This is a genomic window from Aeromicrobium sp. HA, from assembly GCF_027171405.1.
Classification (GTDB): domain Bacteria; phylum Actinomycetota; class Actinomycetes; order Propionibacteriales; family Nocardioidaceae; genus Aeromicrobium; species Aeromicrobium tamlense.
Map to the genome: position 1 here is coordinate 1,370,578 of NZ_CP114372.1, position 15,350 is coordinate 1,385,927.

Genomic DNA, 15,350 nt, shown 5'->3' on the forward strand with positions numbered 1-15,350 from the left:
ATACTGAACCCCATGGACTCGTCTCGCCCGGCCGACAAGCCGAGCAACCTGAACGTCCCGAACGTCCTCACCGTGATCCGCATCCTCGGTGTCCCGGTGTTCGGCTGGCTGCTGCTCCACGACGGCGGGGAGTCCATCGGCTACCGCATCGCCGCGTGGGCCACGTTCGCGGTGCTGATGGCCACGGACAAGATCGACGGTGACATCGCCCGCAAGCACGACCTGATCACCGACTTCGGCAAGATGGCCGACCCGATCGCCGACAAGGCGCTCACGGGCATGGCCTTCATCGGACTGGCGATCATCTTCACCGACCAGCCGTGGGGCCCGGTGTTCTGGGCCGCCGTCATTCTCATGCTCGTGCGCGAGTGGGGGATCACCGTGATGCGCATGGTCATGGTGCGTCGTGGCTTCGTCATGCCGGCCGGACGCGGCGGCAAGCTCAAGACCGTCCTGCAGTCCTTCGCGATCGCCGGCTACTGCCTGCCGTTCGAGCTGTGGGACGGCGTCGTGCCGGCCGTGCTGCTCGCCGTCACCCACGTCCTGATGGCCGCGGCACTCGTCGTGGCCCTGGTCACCGGCGTGCAGTACGTGATCGACGCGCGCCGCCTGGCCGCCCAGCCCGCGGGCGACACCTCGCGGTGAGTCCGCTGGCCGACGCCGCGGCCGTCGTGGCCGACCTGCGCGCGGCCGGCCAGACCGTGGCCACTGCCGAGTCGCTCACCGGCGGCCTCGTGTGCGCCGCGCTCGTCGACGTCCCCGGTGCCTCCGCGGTCGTCCGCGGCTCCGTCGTGGCCTACCAGCCCGACGTGAAGGTCGAGGTCCTCGGCGTCGACGCGGCTCTCGTGGCCGAGCACGGCACCGTGAACGCCGCGGTCGCCGAGCAGCTGGCGCGAGGCGCGCGTGTGCGCCTCGGCGCCACGTGGGGGCTGGGCACCACGGGCGTGGCCGGCCCAGGGCCGGCCGAGGGGCAGCCGGCGGGCACGGTGCACGTCGCGGTGGCGGGCCCGGACGGGGTCACCTCGCGCCTGCTGCGGATCGACGGCGACCGCGACGCGGTGAGACGTTCGGCGGTCCGCGCCGTCCTGGCGGACCTGCACTATAGGCTGGGGAAGAACGACGGCTCGACGAGCGTTGAGCTCAACAGGGAAGGGTGATGGCGATGACCGCGATGCGTGAACTCATCGGTGACGTGCTGCGCGCGCGTCGTCTCGCCGAGGGCCTGACCCTGCGCGACGTCTCCGAGCGGGCCCGGATCAGCCTCGGCTACATCTCCGAGGTCGAGCGCGGGCAGAAGGAGGCCAGCTCCGAGCTGCTCGCCGCGCTCGCCCAGGCGCTCGAGGTTCCGCTCAGCAAGGTCCTGCTCGACGTCAGCTCGCTGCTCGAGCTGGAGGAGGCGGCCGACCTGGCCACCGTGTCGTCGATCGCCCGCGACGAGGCCCAGGCCTCCGCCGCGTGAGGCACAGCGAGTTCTGGCAGCGCATGGAGGCGGCCCTCGGGCCGGCCTACGCCGCCTCGTGGGCACGCCAACAGGCGATCGCCTCGCTCGACGGGCGCACCCCGGTCGAGGCGCTGGACGCGGGCGTCGACCCGCAGCGCATCTGGCGTGCGGTGCACGCCGCGCTCGACCTGCCGGCACGCGACCGTTGAGCTAGCGTCGAGGAATGAGCGAACTTCCCGACCTGACCGGCAAGCATGTCGCGATCATCGCGACCGACCACTTCGAGGAGTCCGAGCTCACGACCCCGCGCGACGAGCTGGAGGCAGCGGGGGCGGACGTGAGGATCTTCGCCCCGCACGAGGGCACTCTCCAGGCGATGGAGGGCGACGTCGACAAGACCATCTCGGTCCGCGTCGACGGCACGCTCGACGGCTTCCACCAGCAGTGGCCCGACGTGATCGTGCTCCCCGGAGGCACGGTGAACGCCGACCACATCCGCCAGGACGAGCAGGCGCGGGGGATCGTCTCGGCCGCACTCGAGTCCGGCCTACCGGTCGCTGCGATCTGTCACGCGCCGTGGCTGCTCGTCTCGGCCGACCTCGTGAAGGGCCGGCGGCTCACCAGCTACCCGAGCCTCGAGGTGGACATCCGCAACGCCGGTGGCGAGTGGGTGGACGAGACCGTGGTGGTCGACGGCAACCTCATCACGAGCCGCAATCCCGACGATCTTCCGGCCTTCGTCAGCGCGATCGGCGAGGCCCTGACCGCCTGAGACCTCGGTGCGAACGCCCCTTCCCGCGTGTGCCATCGCGAGGGGAGGGGCGTTCGGCGTGTCGCGCTTCCGTCGAACAGGTGTTCGGTCTAGGCTCGTCCACAGGCCGACGGTGAGGTCGGGCAGCATCCACAGGCGAGTCGACGAGGCTCACGAATGTCAGTGGGTCCGCCTACCGTCGAAGATGGCCCGCCACCCGACCGCCACGGTCGACGACACGAAGGACGCAGCATGCCTCCCAAGAGCAGCACCCCCTCGAACAAGGACATCGCCAAGGAGCGAGCCAACAAGGACAAGGCGATCGAGAACGCCCTGGCGCAGATCGACCGGTCGTACGGCAAGGGTGCGGTCATGCGCCTGGGCGATCAGGCACGGGCTCCCATCGAGGTCATCCCCACCGGCGCCGTCTCGCTGGACGTCGCGCTCGGCATCGGCGGACTGCCGCGTGGCCGCGTGGTCGAGATCTACGGCCCCGAGTCCTCGGGCAAGACGACGGTCGCGCTGCACGCGGTGGCCAACGCGCAGAAGGCCGGCGGCGTGGCCGCCTTCATCGACGCCGAGCACGCGCTCGACCCCGAGTACGCCCGCAAGCTGGGCGTCGACACCGACGCCCTGCTGGTGTCCCAGCCCGACTCCGGTGAGCAGGCGCTCGAGATCGCCGACATGCTGATCCGCTCCGGCGCGCTCGACATCATCGTCATCGACTCGGTGGCCGCCCTCGTGCCGCGCGCCGAGATCGACGGCGAGATGGGCGACAGCCACGTCGGTCTCCAGGCCCGCCTCATGAGCCAGGCGCTGCGCAAGATGACCGGCGCGATCAACGGCTCGGGCACGACGGCGATCTTCATCAACCAGCTCCGCGAGAAGATCGGCGTGATGTTCGGCAGCCCCGAGACCACCACGGGCGGCAAGGCGCTGAAGTTCTACGCCTCGGTTCGCCTCGACGTGCGCCGCATCGAGACGCTCAAGGACGGCACCGACATGGTCGGCAACCGCACCCGCGTCAAGGTCGTCAAGAACAAGGTCGCGCCGCCGTTCAAGCAGGCCGAGTTCGACATCATGTACGGCCAGGGCATCAGCCGCGAGGGAAGCCTGATCGACCTCGGCGTCGACGCGGGCTTCGTCCGCAAGGCCGGCGCCTGGTACACGTACGAGGGCGACCAGCTGGGCCAGGGCAAGGAGAACGCCCGCAACTTCTTGCGCGACAACCCCGACCTCGCCGACGAGATCGACAAGCGCATCAAGGAGCACCTGGGCATCGGGCCGCAGGTCGACCAGCCGGCCGATCCTGCCGTCGTCGTCGACGACCTCGCGGGCGACCTCTCGGCCGCCGACTTCTGATGATCGACCCCACGGATCCGGACGCGGATTCTCGGGCCGTCGTCGTCGCGGGCCGGACGATCGCGATGGATCGTCTGGCCGCGCGCGACCGCAGCCGCGGTGAGCTTCTCGACGCGCTCGCGCGTCGCAAGTTCCCCGAGGACGTCGCACACGTGGTCGTCGACCAACTCGAGTCCGAGGGACTGGTCGACGACGAGCGGTTCGCCCGCTTGTGGGTCGAGCAGCGCGGTCGCGCGAAGGGTCTGGCGCGGTCGGTGCTGCGGATGGAGCTGCAGCGCAAGGGCGTCGCGCCGGAGGTCATCGACGTGGTCCTGGCCGACGTCGATCCCGACCTCGAGCGTCAGGCGGCCCACCGTCTCGTGCAGCGCAAGCTGCGTTCGGTGGGCGGCCTTGACCAGTCCGTGCAGGTTCGGAGGCTCACGGCGATGCTCGCCCGCAAGGGCTACGCGCCGCAGGTCGCCTTCGACGTGGTCCGTGCCGAGCTCGACGCCGAGCACGTGGCGATCGAGTCGACCTGACGTCGGTCGCCCTACGCTGTCCGCGTGTTCACGTTCCGCCCCCTGGTCGACGCCGACCTGGGGGCGGTCGTGTCCTGGCGGCGCGAGCCGCACGTGCTGGCGTGGTTCCCCGACCGTCTCGAGGACATCGACCACGCACGTCGTCGCTACGGTCGGCGCCTCTCCGGTGACGACCCGGTGCGGATGTGGATCGCCGAGCTCGGGGGAGTCCCGGTCGGCTACCTGCAGAGCTTCGTCGTGGCCTCCGACGACGACCTCACGGTGCGCTGCCAGGACCCCGAGGCCGTCGCGTTCGACTACCTCATCGGCGACCCCGACCTGGTCGACAAGGGCCTCGGCACCGAGATGATCGAGCGGTTCTGCCGCGACGTGCTGGTGCCGGAGTACCCGGACGCCCCGCGGTTCCTCGCGGCGCCCGACGCCCGTAACCACCGGTCGATTCGCGTGCTCAGCAAGTGCGGCTTCGTCACGGGTCTGTGGATCCAGCCCGAGGGTGCTCCGTGGGCCGACGTGGTCTGCACCGCCCAGCGCGCGACATTCGATCCTACTGTCGAGTAACATCACCGTCATGCCCTCGACCTATGCGATGTACCGCAAGCTCTCGGCCCTGCCCAAGGGGCGTGCCGTCTTCGGTCAGCTCTTCTCCCGCGCGGCGCCCTACTTCGCGAGCGCGCACCTGCGCATCGTCGACATGCGTCCCCATCACGGCGAGGTCGTCGTGCCGCTGCGTCGCTCCACGAAGAACCACATCGGGACGGTGCACGCGATCGCGGCCTGCAACGGGCTCGAGGCGGCCATGGGGCTCCTGGCCGAAGCCACGTGCCCGCCGGACCACCGCTGGCTGCCGAAGGGCATGGACGTGAAGTACCTTGCGAAGTCGGACTCCGACGTGGTCTGCACGGCCGACAGCGACGCCACCGACTGGGCGGGCGGACCGGAGGTCCCGATCGCCGTCCGCGCCACGCGCGCCGACGGCACCGTGACCGTCGAGGGCACGATCCACCTGTGGGTGACGCCCAAGAAGTAGGGCGTCAGGCCAAGCTCGGCGCCGTGTGGGTGAGGCGACCGGCGCGCATCGTGGCCTCGACGCCCACGGCGCGCAGATGGGACGCGACCGCGGCCGAGTCGCCGACGGGCGTCAGCGGGTCGCGATCCAGCAGCACGACATCAGCCGGGCTCCCGACCGCGAGGGTGTCGCGGCCGTCCACGCTGGCGGCGAGCGCCTCGGCGGCGCTCAGGGCCTCGCCGGGGTTCCACGGCGCCCGCTCGTCGGCGGAGCGGTGGACGGCAGCCGCCATGGCCCACCACGGGTCCAGTGGCGACACCGGGGCGTCCGAGCCGAAGGCGACGGTGACACCGGCGTCGAGGAGTCCACGCAGCCGGAAGCAGCGGTCGGCGCGGTCGGCCCAGAGTCGGGCGGTCACGTCGCGGTCGTCGAGCAGGTGGCCGGGCTGGACGCTCGCCGTGACGCCCAGGCGTGCCATCTCGGCGATGTCGAGTCCGGTCAGCAGCTGCGCGTGCTCGATGCTGCCGACGGCGCCGGTGGCCGCGAACGCGGCGAGCGCCTCGTGGGCGGCCGCGTCGCCGATCGCGTGCACGGCCGCTCGGAAGCCGGAGCCGTGCGCTCGGGTCAGCAGCTCGATCAGCGCGGCACGGTCGTGGTTCTGCACGCCGCGGTCGGAGCCGCCGCCGTAGGGGTCGTGGCAGAACGCCGTCAGGGTGTTCAGCGAGCCGTCGGAGATGATCTTGAGCGGACCCACCGTGACCGGGCCATCGAGCGTGACGGGGGAGCCCGTGCGGAGCCCGGCGGCGATGACGTCGTCGAGGTACTCGGGGTACACGGCCGAGCGCACCCACAGCGCGTCCAGCCCTTGCGCGATGCGCTCGCACCAGATGGCGAGGGGTTCGGCCCACTCGAAGTCGACGATGCCGACGACGCCGCGCGAGGCGGCCTGGGCGATCGCGTCCGCCACGGCGCGGCCGCCGTCCTGGGCCGCGTTGCGCTCGACGACCTCGGCCATCAGGGCGAACCACGGCGCCTCGGTCAGCGGCCCGTCGCTCGGGGGAGCGCCGAGCGCCGAGAGGGCCGCGGAGTTCAGCCACCCGGTGTGGGCGTCGCCGCTGGTGAGGACGACGGGACGGTCGCCGGTCATGGCGTCGAGCTCGGCGACGGTGGGCTCACGCTCCCAGCCCGCGAGCCGGAAGCCGAACCCGAACAGCCAGTCGCCGTCGGGGACGGACGGCAGGTGCGCGCGGACGGTCTCGACCGCCGCCGTGGGGTCGGTCGCGTCCGAGACGTCGAGCCGCGTGCGGGTCTGCGCCCACTGGGTCAGGTGCACGTGCTGGTCCCACAGCCCGGGGATCGCCCAGCGGCCCTCGGCGTCGATCACGCGATCGCCCGGCTCGGGCCCTAGGTCCGGGCCCACGGCCACGATCGTTCCGTCGGCGACGCGGAGGCAGACCGGATCGCTCGGGGCCGCCGAGTGGACCGGCACGAGGCGCACGTCGCGCCAGAACACAGGTGTCACGGCGACATTGTGACCCGGCAACGCGGCCGGTCCTGCCTCGGGTCAGCGAACGGCGAGCGTGGCGTCGTCGGCACCCGCGTCACCCTGCACGGTGCGCGACTCGGTGAGGCGTCGCTGGGCGAAGCGGCCGAGCTGCTCGAGGCACAGGTTGAGGATGATGTAGATCGCTCCGAGGACCAGCGCGACCTGCAGGTGGTTGTCGAACTCCCGCCAGATCTGGCGTCCGGCGTAGGTCAGGCCGGGGGCCACGATGATGTAGCCCAGCGAGGTGTCCTTGAGCGCGACGATGCACTGGCTGATGATCGCCGGCGTCATGATCTTGATCGCCTGGGGCAGCTGGACGATGCGCATCACGGCGCTCTTGCGCATGCCCAGCGCGTAGGCCGCCTCGACCTGTCCCTTCGGCACGGCGTTGATGCCGGCGCGGAAGGTCTCGGCGAGCACCGAGCCGTTGTAGAGGATCAGGCCGATCACCAGGGGAGCGAGCAGCTCGATCTGGAAGCGGTAGAGCGCCCACAGGTAGGTGATGAGGATGTACAGCGGGACCGCGCGGAAGAACTCGACGACGACCCAGCAGGGCCACCGCACCCAGGCGTGGTCGGACAGCTTCCCGATGCCGAACAGCATGCCGAACACGAGGGCGCCCGCGATCGCCATGACTGCCGCCAGCAGCGTGTAGTAGAGGCCCTCGAGGATGAACTCGATGTAGGCCGGGGTGACGAAGACCTCCCACAGCTCGTAGTCGAACTGACCGGTGGACGCGAAGCGCCACACCACGAGGCCGAGGAACGCCGCGACGACCACGACGGTGACCACGGAGAGGATCTTGTGGCGCCGACGGGCGCGGGGGCCGGGGACGTCGAACAGCAGCGTGCTCATCGCGACTCCACCTTCCAGCGACGCTCGGCCCAGGAGGCCACGAGGGAGATCGCTGCCACGATGATGATGTACATCGCGGCGATCGTGAGGAACGCGGCCGTGCGCGAGCTCGGGTAGTCACGCAGCAGGCCTTGGAGGCGGAACGCGAGATCCGCAAGGCCGAGCGCGGCGACGAGGGACGTGTTCTTGGCCAGGGCGATGAACACGCTGGCCATCGGCGGTACCACGAGGCGGAACGCCTGGGGCAGGATCACCTGGGTCATCGTCATGCTGAAGGGCATGCCCACGGCTCGCGCCGCCTCGGCCTGTCCCAGAGGCACGCCGTTGATGCCCGACCGAAGCGCCTCGCACACGAACGCGGCGGTGTAGAGGCCGGCCGCGAGCGAGACGTTCCAGAAGAAGCCGAAGTCGATCCCCATGGCCGGCAGGCCGTAGTAGGTGATGAACAGCAGCAGGAGCAGGGGAGTGTTGCGGAACAGCGTGACGTACGCCGTGCCCACCACCCGCATCGCCGGGACCGGGCTGACCCGGGCCACGGCGACGAACGTGCCGAGGACGAGGGCGATGAGACCGCTGGCGAGAAACACTCGCAGCGTGACCCAGAAGCCCTTCAGGATCAGCTCCCAGCTGTCCTGGAGGAACGAGAAGTCCATCTCACCACCCTCGTCGTCGGTCGGTCGTCACGTCAGGCGCACTCGTCCAGCGTGGGCGGGTCGCCGGCGTCGGCGCCGCCCTTGCCCAGGGTCGCGTCGAACGCCTCGGCCCACGTGCCGTCCTCGAAGGCCGACGTCAGGCTGTCGTTGATGAACTGGCACAGCTCGGGGCTGTCCTTGCTGTAGCCGATGCCGTAGCGCTCCTCGGAGAAGGGCTCGCCGACGACCTTGAGCTCGTCGGGGTTCTCCGCGGCGTAGCCGAGCAGGATGGCCGCGTCGGTGGTGACCGCGTCGACCGAGCCGTTCTCGAGCTGACGGACGCACTCGGAGTAGGTGTCGAAGCCGGCCGGCGTGGCGCCGAACTCCTCCTCGACGGTCTTGATCGACGTGGAGCCGGTGACCGAGCAGACCTTCTTGCCCTTGAGGTCGTCCGGACCGTTGATCGAGTCGTCGTCCTTGGCGACCAGCAGGCTCTGGCCGGTGACGTAGTACGGGCCGGCCTGGCCCACGACCTTGCGGCGGTCGTCGGTGATCGAGTACGACGCGATGACGAAGTCGACCGTGCCGTTCTGCAGGAAGGGCTCGCGGTTGGCCGAGACGGCCTCGACCCACTCGATGTCCTCGGCCTTGATGCCGAGCTTGGCCGCGAGGATCTTGCCGATCTCGGGGTCGAAGCCGGACGGGGCGTCGTCGGTGGCGGTCTTGAAGCCGACGCCGGGCTGGTCGTACTTGACGCCGATCTTGACCGAGCCGGCCTCCTGGAGCTCGGCCATGCGGGTGCCGGCCTCGAAGTCCTGCTCCTCGACCTCGACGTCCGGGCCGGAGCCCTCGTCATCGCTGTTGCCCGCGTCGCCGCAGGCGCTCAGTGCCAACAGGCCGGCGGCCAGGACGGCCGCGAACCGTGTCCTTCGTGCTCTCATCTTTCGTCCTCCCCCTTCGGGATCGATGTTGCGAGATACGTCGTGATGCAGATCAGTGCTTGAGGATCTTGCCGAGGAAGTCCTTGGCGCGATCGCTCTGCGGGTTGGTGAAGAACTCGTCGGGCGTGTTCTGCTCGACGATGCGCCCGTCGGCCATGAAGACGACGCGGTCGGCGGCGGTGCGTGCGAAGCCCATCTCGTGGGTGACCACGACCATCGTCATGCCGCCCTTGGCGAGGTCGACCATGGTGTCGAGGACTTCCTTGATCATCTCGGGGTCGAGCGCGGAGGTGGGCTCGTCGAAGAGCATCACCTTGGGGTCCATCGCCAGGGCGCGGGCGATCGCGACGCGCTGCTGCTGGCCGCCGGACAGCTGCGACGGCAGCTTGCCGGCCTGGGCGCCGACGCCGACGCGGTCGAGGAGCTCGCGGGCGCGCTGCTCGGCCTCGGACTTGGACTTGCCCAGCACCTTGATCGGTCCGAGCGTGACGTTCTCGAGGACCGTCTTGTGGCTGAACAGGTTGAACGACTGGAAGACCATGCCGACCTCGGCGCGCAGCCGGGCGAGGGCCTTGCCCTCCTCGGGCAGCGGGACGCCGTCGATCTCGATCGTTCCCTCGTTGATCGGCTCGAGCCGGTTGATGGCGCGGCACAGCGTGGACTTGCCCGAGCCCGAGGGCCCGATCACCACGACGACCTCACCGCCGGCCACCTCGAACTCGATGTCCTGCAGCACGTGCAGGTCGCCGAACCACTTCTGGACGCCGTCCATGCGGACCATCGGCGTGGTGGTGTCTCCCATGACGTACCACCCAACCGCAGCGCCTCCGCCCGCGCAACTGTTGAACCCGGTGGGCCCGAGACCGCAACCGGATCGCAACCCGGACGCACGTGTCCGCGTCCGATCGCCCCACCAATTTTCACTGGCATCACGGGTCACATGAGTCTTGTCCGACACCCCGTAGCAAACCGGCAACAAATCTCTCCTACGATCTGCCCAACGCATCGAAGAGACGTGCGTCACGTTTCAGCCCGAGTGAGGACCCCTGCCTTGAGACCCGTTTCCCTCCGTCGCACCCTCAGTGCCGCGGCCCTGATCGCCCTGGGGCTCAGCGCCCTGGCGACCCCGGCCGTCGCCGATCCGCTCGTCCCCGAGACCCGTGAGCAGGCCCGCATCCTCGGTGGCGCCAGCGCCGGCGCCGACGTCACCTCCGAGGACGAGAGCAGCGGCTCCATCGCTCCCGGCGGCGTGCCGTTCGTGCCGATGGACTTCACCGCCCCGCTGGCGTTCGGCCAGGAGAAGGCCACGCCCAACGTCGAGCTCGTGAAGAACGTCCCGCTGCAGGAGGGCCAGGCGACGATGTCGAACCTGGCGTTCAAGGGCGACTACGTCTACCAGGGCAGCTACAACGGCTTCGTCGCCTACGACGTGAGCAACCCGGAGGACCCGCAGGTCGTCTCCAACACCATCTGCCCCGGCTACCAGGGCGACCTCTCGATCGCCGGCGACCTGCTGTTCTTCTCGGTCGACCAGCCGCGCAACGGGTCGGAGTGCGGCGCAGCCGCGGTCGCCTCCTCGAACGCCGCCGCGTGGGAGGGCATCCGGATCTTCGACATCAGCAACCCGGCCTCGCCGCAGTACGTCGGCAACGTGAAGACCCGCTGCGGCTCGCACACGCACACGCTCGTCCCCAAGCCGGGCGACGACAACAGCGTCTACCTGTACAACGCCGCGTACGACGTCTCGGCCTCGGCGTTCTACTGCAAGCCCCCGCACCAGCAGCTCGAGATCATCGAGGTCGACCTCGACGATCCGGCCGGCGCGCACATCGCCAAGGAGGTCTCGCTGTGGGACGCGGAGAACCCCGCGTTCACGACGGCAGACCGTGTCGACGGCGGCGCGAGCACCTCGGCCACGAACGGCTGCCACGACCTCACCGCCTACCCGGCGAAGGGTCTGCTCGCCGCGGCGTGCATGGGCGACGGTGTGATGGTCGACATCTCCGACCCGCTGAACCCGGCGGTCACCGAGCGCGTCCGTGACGAGAACTACGCGTTCTGGCACACCGCGCAGTTCAGCGATGACGCCAGCAAGGTCGTCTTCCAGGACGAGCTCGGCGGCGGCTCCTCGGCCACCTGCCTGCCCGGCACCCCGCAGTACCGCGGCGCCAACGCGATCTTCTCGATCGAGGGCGACGACCTGACCCTGCGCAGCTACTACAAGATCCCGCGCCGCCAGTCGACGCGCGAGAACTGCGTCGGTCACGAGGGCAACATCGTCCAGGTCGGCGACCGTGACGTCATGGTCCAGGCCTGGTACCAGGGCGGCGCCTCGCTGATCGACTTCTCGAACCAGACGAAGCCGCAGGAGATCGGCTACTTCGATCGTGGCTCGCTGGGCGAGAACAGCCTGGTCCTCGGCGGCTACTGGGCCGTCTACCACCACAACGGCTACCTCTACGGCTCGGAGATCGGCCGCGGGCTCGACGTCCTCAAGCTGAAGGGCGACGAGTTCGCCGACGCCGTCCGTCACCGCCAGGACGTCCGCAACCCCGCCACGCAGGAGCCCATCACGTGGGACTGGAAGACCGCCCCGGTCGTCCCGTCGCTCGGGTCGCTCCCCGAGGCCGAGGTCTCGCCCGCGAGCTTGCGCGCCGGCACCGACCGCGACGTCACCGTCTCGGTTCCGGCCGGCACGTTCGACGAGGGCGAGTACGTGGACGTGTGGAGCACGGGCGCCGAGCCCGAGGTCCTGGCCACGGGTCGCGCCGAGGCGGACGGCTCCGCCTCGCTCTCGGTGACCGTCCCGGCCTCGGCCAAGGTCGGCACGCGATCGTTCGTCGTCCGCGGCGACTCCGAGCTGGACGAGGCCCTGTACGCGGCCTCGGTCGAGCTGACCGCGGTCAGCACCTCGACGGCCCTGTCGGTCAGCCCGAAGTCGCAGGTCTTCGGCTCGAGCCCCGCCACGCTGACCGCCACGGTCACCGGTGAGGGCGCCGAGGGCACCGTGACGTTCAGCCACGGTGGCGGCGTCATCGCGAAGGGCGTGGCGCTGTCCGGTGGCAAGGCCAGCGTGAGGCTCCCGCGCGACTTCCCTGTCGCCAAGCGTCACGCGCTGCGCGCGGCCTTCGTGCCGTCGTCGTCGGGCAGCACGGCCTCGACGTCCTCGGTCGTCTCGTTCGACGTCCTCAAGGCGACGGCGAAGGTCAAGGCGGCCTCGGTCACCAAGGTGAAGGCCTCGAAGCGCGGCAAGCTCACGGTGAAGGTGACCGCCACGGGCACCACGCCGACCGGCAAGGTCACCGTCACCGTCGGCGGCAAGAAGGCGGCCGGCGTCCTGCGCAACGGCGCCGTGACCATCACGCTGCCGAAGCTGAAGGCGGGCACGTACCGCGCCACGGTCGCCTACGGCGGCAGCGCGTCGGTCTCGGCCCAGAGCGCCAAGGTGACGATCCGGGTCACCAGGTGACCTTGGCTCGTCGTGTCGTGGCCACGGTGGGCGTCGTCCTGACGCTCACCGTGGCCTCGGCCTGTTCCGGCGAGGAGGACCAGCCCGACGGTCCCGTCGTCAACGTGCCGGGCAAGGTGGGGGAGTCCAGTCGCACGGTCGACCCGGACGACCTCACGACCCCGCAGGACGACTACAACGAGGTCGACCGCGAGTTCGTGGAGATGATGGTCCCGCACCACCAGCAGGCGGTGGAGATGTCCGCGCTGGCGGCGAAGCACGCGAAGGACCCCGAGGTCGCCGGGTTCGCGCAGCGGATCAGCGACACGCAGCGCACCGAGATCGAGACGATGCAGAACTGGCTCCGTGATCGCGACCTGCCGGAGGCGCCCCTCGAGGCCACCGGTGAGCACGCCTCGCACATGCAGGGCATGCTCACGCCCGAGCAGCTCGACGAGCTCGCCGCGGCCCGCGGCACGGCGTTCGACAAGCTCTTCGTCCGCCGCATGATCGCCCACCACGAGGGCGCTCTCGCGATGGCCGACCGGGCGCTCAGCGACGGCATCGACACGACGAACCGCGGCTTCGCCGCCGACGTCGCCGCGTCGCAGTCCGCCGAGGTCGCGCGACTCCGACAGATCCTCGCGACGCTCTGAGCCTCGTCAGCGGAAGCCGCGGAACACGCCGTCGGGTCCGACGTGCGTGGCGAAGTCCTCCCAGTCGAGGTTGGCCAGCAGCGCCACGTTGATCTCGAGGCCGGCGATCTGGTCCGCCGCGGCACGCATCTGCGCGGGCGGGGAGGCGCCGTCGGCGAGGAGGACCAGCAGCGGGTGCCCGGCCTCGGTCATGGCTCGCCGGTCCGCGACGATCACGAGGCTGAGGCCCGTCGGGACGGGGTGCAGCGCCGCGAGGTCGGAAAGGGAGAGTCCTGCGGCATCCGAGTCGTCGACGATCGCGATGTTCGCGTACTCGTCCCGCTCCTCCTGGGCGCGCGTCACCGCCTCGGCGAGGAGGCGCTGCCACGCCTCCTCGTCCTCGAACCACGTGCGGACCAGGGGCGTGGAGCCGTTCGGATACTCGACCATCGCGCCACCGTAGCGTCGGTCGGACTCGGATGACCGCGTGTCGACTCTCGCGTCCGCGGCCCACGTACCATGGGACGGTCATGACGAAGACCTATGAAGTGCGCACGTACGGCTGCCAGATGAACGTCCACGACAGCGAGCGGCTGTCGGGTCTGCTGGAGACGGCGGGCTACGCCGCGGCACCATCGGGGGAGACCCCCGACCTCGTCGTGTTCAACACGTGCGCGGTGCGCGAGAACGCCGACAACAAGCTGTACGGCAACCTCGGCCACGTCGCGAGCCTCAAGGCGAAGAAGCCCGGCATGCAGGTCGCCGTGGGCGGCTGCCTGGCGCAGAAGGACAAGGACACGATCACCACGCGTGCCCCGTGGGTCGACGTCGTCTTCGGCACCCACAACATCGGCTCGCTGCCCGTCCTGCTGGAGCGTGCGCGCATTGCCGAGGAGTCCCAGGTCGAGATCCTCGAGTCGCTCGAGGTCTTCCCGTCCACGCTCCCCACGAAGCGCGACTCCGTGTTCGCCGCGTGGGTGTCGATCAGCGTGGGCTGCAACAACACCTGCACGTTCTGCATCGTCCCGGCGCTGCGCGGCAAGGAGCGCGACCGCCGCCCCGGCGACATCCTCGCCGAGATCGAGGCGCTCGTCGCCGAGGGCGTCGTCGAGGTCACGCTGCTGGGCCAGAACGTCAACAGCTACGGGGTCGAGTTCGGCGACCGCGAGGCGTTCTCGAAGCTGCTGCGCGCGTGCGGCCAGATCGAGGGACTCGAGCGCGTGCGCTTCACCTCGCCGCACCCGGCGGCGTTCTCCGACGACGTCATCGCCGCGATGGCCGAGACCCCCAACGTCATGCCCCAGCTGCACATGCCGCTGCAGTCCGGCTCCGACCGCATCCTCAAGGCGATGCGCCGCTCCTACCGCAAGGAGCGCTTCCTGGGCATCCTCGACCGCGTGCGCACGCAGATGCCCGACGCCGCCATCACCACCGACATCATCGTGGGCTTCCCGGGCGAGACCGAGGAGGACTTCCTCGAGACGATGGACGTCGTGCGGAAGGCGCGCTTCTCCAGCGCGTTCACGTTCCAGTACTCCCAGCGTCCCGGCACGCCCGCCGCCGACCTGCCCGACCAGCTGCCGAAGGCGGTCGTGCAGGAGCGCTACGAGCGACTCGCCGCCCTCGTCTCGGAGGTCGCGTGGGCCGAGAACCAGCGCCTCGAGGGCACGGTCGTCGAGCTGCTCGTCTCCGACCAGTCGCAGGCCGGCGGCCGCAAGGACGCCGAGACCCACCGCATGAGCGGCCGAGCCCGCGACAACCGCCTCGTGCACTTCACGCCGGGCGGCCACGACGTGCGACCGGGCGACCTCGTGGTGACCACGGTGACGAAGGCGTCGCCGCACCATCTCGTCGCCGACGACGCGCCGATCGAGGTGCGCCGCACGCGCGCCGGCGACGCGTGGGAGGCGCGCCAGGGCCGCACCTCGGTCTCGCCCGGCTCGGTGGGTCTGGGCATGCCGTCGGTCGGGGTCCCCGCCCCGCTGCCGCCGGCGCCCGCCTGCGCCGCCACCTGAGCCGGCGGCCGGCGGACGGTTTCCCCGGTTACGTGGGTTTCCTGTCACTGAGCGTGGGTTGCGAACCCCGGGGAGTGCATGAGAACCCCGGAAGGTCAGCGAGGGAGTGCGGAGCCGCCGTCCAGGGCCGCAGACCGAGAGCTGCGGCGCACTGAGCGTGGTTCCTTGTCACCTCCCGGGGATCGCAAACCCCGGGACGT

The 15,350-nt window shown here is 70.3% G+C and carries 18 protein-coding genes; 12 read left to right on the forward strand and 6 right to left on the reverse strand.

The features are described 5' to 3' along the window. The first annotated feature begins 12 nt into the window (after positions 1 to 12). The 9 genes from O3S82_RS06780 (at position 13) to O3S82_RS06820 (ending at position 5,099) form a co-directional block, all read left to right on the forward strand. Positions 13 to 645: a CDP-alcohol phosphatidyltransferase family protein gene (locus tag O3S82_RS06780; protein ID WP_269306522.1), complete on the forward strand. Its 633-nt coding sequence runs from the start codon at positions 13 to 15 to the stop codon at positions 643 to 645. Beyond that, on the forward strand, positions 642 to 1,157 hold the full coding sequence (locus O3S82_RS06785) for a CinA family protein (protein ID WP_179425029.1): 516 nt from the start codon (positions 642 to 644) through the stop codon (positions 1,155 to 1,157). The genes O3S82_RS06780 and O3S82_RS06785 overlap by 4 nt, the downstream gene beginning before the upstream one ends. 5 nt (positions 1,158 to 1,162) lie before the next feature. Beyond that, entirely contained in the window at positions 1,163 to 1,459 is a 297-nt protein-coding gene (locus tag O3S82_RS06790; RefSeq protein ID WP_179425027.1) for a helix-turn-helix domain-containing protein, read from the forward strand. Beyond that, positions 1,456 to 1,650, forward strand: coding sequence for a DUF3046 domain-containing protein (locus tag O3S82_RS06795; protein ID WP_179425025.1), 195 nt, complete (start codon positions 1,456 to 1,458; stop codon positions 1,648 to 1,650). The genes O3S82_RS06790 and O3S82_RS06795 overlap by 4 nt, the downstream gene beginning before the upstream one ends. 14 nt (positions 1,651 to 1,664) lie before the next feature. After that, complete coding sequence (locus O3S82_RS06800) at positions 1,665 to 2,213, forward strand: type 1 glutamine amidotransferase domain-containing protein (RefSeq protein ID WP_179425024.1); 549 nt, start codon at positions 1,665 to 1,667, stop codon at positions 2,211 to 2,213. A gap of 231 nt (positions 2,214 to 2,444) precedes the next feature. After that, a complete protein-coding gene (gene recA, locus O3S82_RS06805) occupies positions 2,445 to 3,554 on the forward strand; it encodes a recombinase RecA (RefSeq protein ID WP_179425022.1) in 1,110 nt (369 codons plus the stop codon). After that, positions 3,554 to 4,072: a regulatory protein RecX gene (locus tag O3S82_RS06810; RefSeq protein ID WP_269306528.1), complete on the forward strand. Its 519-nt coding sequence runs from the start codon at positions 3,554 to 3,556 to the stop codon at positions 4,070 to 4,072. The genes recA and O3S82_RS06810 overlap by 1 nt, the downstream gene beginning before the upstream one ends. 24 nt (positions 4,073 to 4,096) lie before the next feature. Beyond that, entirely contained in the window at positions 4,097 to 4,630 is a 534-nt protein-coding gene (locus O3S82_RS06815) for a GNAT family N-acetyltransferase (RefSeq protein WP_179425018.1), read from the forward strand. A gap of 10 nt (positions 4,631 to 4,640) precedes the next feature. Continuing rightward, entirely contained in the window at positions 4,641 to 5,099 is a 459-nt protein-coding gene (locus tag O3S82_RS06820; protein ID WP_269306531.1) for a hotdog fold domain-containing protein, read from the forward strand. 4 nt (positions 5,100 to 5,103) lie between these two features. Here the strand turns inward: O3S82_RS06820 and O3S82_RS06825 are convergent, their stop codons facing one another. From O3S82_RS06825 to O3S82_RS06845, 5 genes are read right to left on the reverse strand one after another with little or no spacing between them, the layout of a single operon-like run. Continuing rightward, on the reverse strand, positions 5,104 to 6,600 hold the full coding sequence (locus O3S82_RS06825; protein ID WP_269306533.1) for an amidohydrolase: 1,497 nt from the start codon (positions 6,598 to 6,600) through the stop codon (positions 5,104 to 5,106). Positions 6,601 to 6,642: 42 nt separating this feature from the next. Beyond that, positions 6,643 to 7,479, reverse strand: coding sequence for an amino acid ABC transporter permease (locus O3S82_RS06830; protein ID WP_269306535.1), 837 nt, complete (start codon positions 7,477 to 7,479; stop codon positions 6,643 to 6,645). After that, entirely contained in the window at positions 7,476 to 8,132 is a 657-nt protein-coding gene (locus O3S82_RS06835) for an amino acid ABC transporter permease (RefSeq protein ID WP_269306537.1), read from the reverse strand. The genes O3S82_RS06830 and O3S82_RS06835 overlap by 4 nt, the downstream gene beginning before the upstream one ends. A gap of 32 nt (positions 8,133 to 8,164) precedes the next feature. Further along, a complete protein-coding gene (locus tag O3S82_RS06840; protein ID WP_179425007.1) occupies positions 8,165 to 9,052 on the reverse strand; it encodes a glutamate ABC transporter substrate-binding protein in 888 nt (295 codons plus the stop codon). A 52-nt stretch (positions 9,053 to 9,104) separates the two neighbouring features. Next, positions 9,105 to 9,833 (reverse strand): amino acid ABC transporter ATP-binding protein, encoded by a 729-nt coding sequence (locus O3S82_RS06845; RefSeq protein WP_179428165.1) that lies wholly within the window; start codon positions 9,831 to 9,833, stop codon positions 9,105 to 9,107. A 270-nt stretch (positions 9,834 to 10,103) separates the two neighbouring features. Between O3S82_RS06845 and O3S82_RS06850 the strand changes: the two genes are divergently transcribed. Beyond that, the gene (locus O3S82_RS06850; RefSeq protein ID WP_269306539.1) at positions 10,104 to 12,521 is read left to right on the forward strand and encodes an Ig-like domain repeat protein; all 2,418 of its coding nucleotides are present in this window, start codon (positions 10,104 to 10,106) and stop codon (positions 12,519 to 12,521) included. Then, complete coding sequence (locus O3S82_RS06855; RefSeq protein WP_269306541.1) at positions 12,518 to 13,156, forward strand: DUF305 domain-containing protein; 639 nt, start codon at positions 12,518 to 12,520, stop codon at positions 13,154 to 13,156. Before O3S82_RS06850 ends, O3S82_RS06855 begins: the two co-directional genes overlap by 4 nt. Positions 13,157 to 13,162: 6 nt before the next feature. Here O3S82_RS06855 and O3S82_RS06860 read toward each other — a convergent pair whose 3' ends face one another. Further along, positions 13,163 to 13,585: a DUF6924 domain-containing protein gene (locus O3S82_RS06860; protein ID WP_269306543.1), complete on the reverse strand. Its 423-nt coding sequence runs from the start codon at positions 13,583 to 13,585 to the stop codon at positions 13,163 to 13,165. A gap of 80 nt (positions 13,586 to 13,665) precedes the next feature. Here O3S82_RS06860 and miaB point away from each other — a divergent pair, with 80 nt between their 5' ends. Further along, on the forward strand, positions 13,666 to 15,150 hold the full coding sequence (gene miaB, locus O3S82_RS06865) for a tRNA (N6-isopentenyl adenosine(37)-C2)-methylthiotransferase MiaB (RefSeq protein ID WP_269306545.1): 1,485 nt from the start codon (positions 13,666 to 13,668) through the stop codon (positions 15,148 to 15,150). Positions 15,151 to 15,350: the final 200 nt, after the last annotated feature.

Bases quoted from the DNA above. Each gene is read 5' to 3' on its own strand.
- O3S82_RS06780 (WP_269306522.1), top strand. From the start codon at position 13: ATGGACTCGTCTCGCCCGGCCGACAAGCCGAGCAACCTGAACGTCCCG.
- O3S82_RS06790 (WP_179425027.1), top strand. From the start codon at position 1,163: ATGACCGCGATGCGTGAACTCATCGGTGACGTGCTGCGCGCGCGTCGT.
- O3S82_RS06800 (WP_179425024.1), top strand. From the start codon at position 1,665: ATGAGCGAACTTCCCGACCTGACCGGCAAGCATGTCGCGATCATCGCG.
- recA (WP_179425022.1), top strand. From the start codon at position 2,445: ATGCCTCCCAAGAGCAGCACCCCCTCGAACAAGGACATCGCCAAGGAG.
- O3S82_RS06810 (WP_269306528.1), top strand. From the start codon at position 3,554: ATGATCGACCCCACGGATCCGGACGCGGATTCTCGGGCCGTCGTCGTC.
- O3S82_RS06820 (WP_269306531.1), top strand. From the start codon at position 4,641: ATGCCCTCGACCTATGCGATGTACCGCAAGCTCTCGGCCCTGCCCAAG.
- O3S82_RS06830 (WP_269306535.1), bottom strand. From the start codon at position 7,479: ATGAGCACGCTGCTGTTCGACGTCCCCGGCCCCCGCGCCCGTCGGCGC.
- O3S82_RS06835 (WP_269306537.1), bottom strand. From the start codon at position 8,132: ATGGACTTCTCGTTCCTCCAGGACAGCTGGGAGCTGATCCTGAAGGGC.
- O3S82_RS06840 (WP_179425007.1), bottom strand. From the start codon at position 9,052: ATGAGAGCACGAAGGACACGGTTCGCGGCCGTCCTGGCCGCCGGCCTG.
- O3S82_RS06845 (WP_179428165.1), bottom strand. From the start codon at position 9,833: ATGGTCCGCATGGACGGCGTCCAGAAGTGGTTCGGCGACCTGCACGTG.
- O3S82_RS06860 (WP_269306543.1), bottom strand. From the start codon at position 13,585: ATGGTCGAGTATCCGAACGGCTCCACGCCCCTGGTCCGCACGTGGTTC.
- miaB (WP_269306545.1), top strand. From the start codon at position 13,666: ATGACGAAGACCTATGAAGTGCGCACGTACGGCTGCCAGATGAACGTC.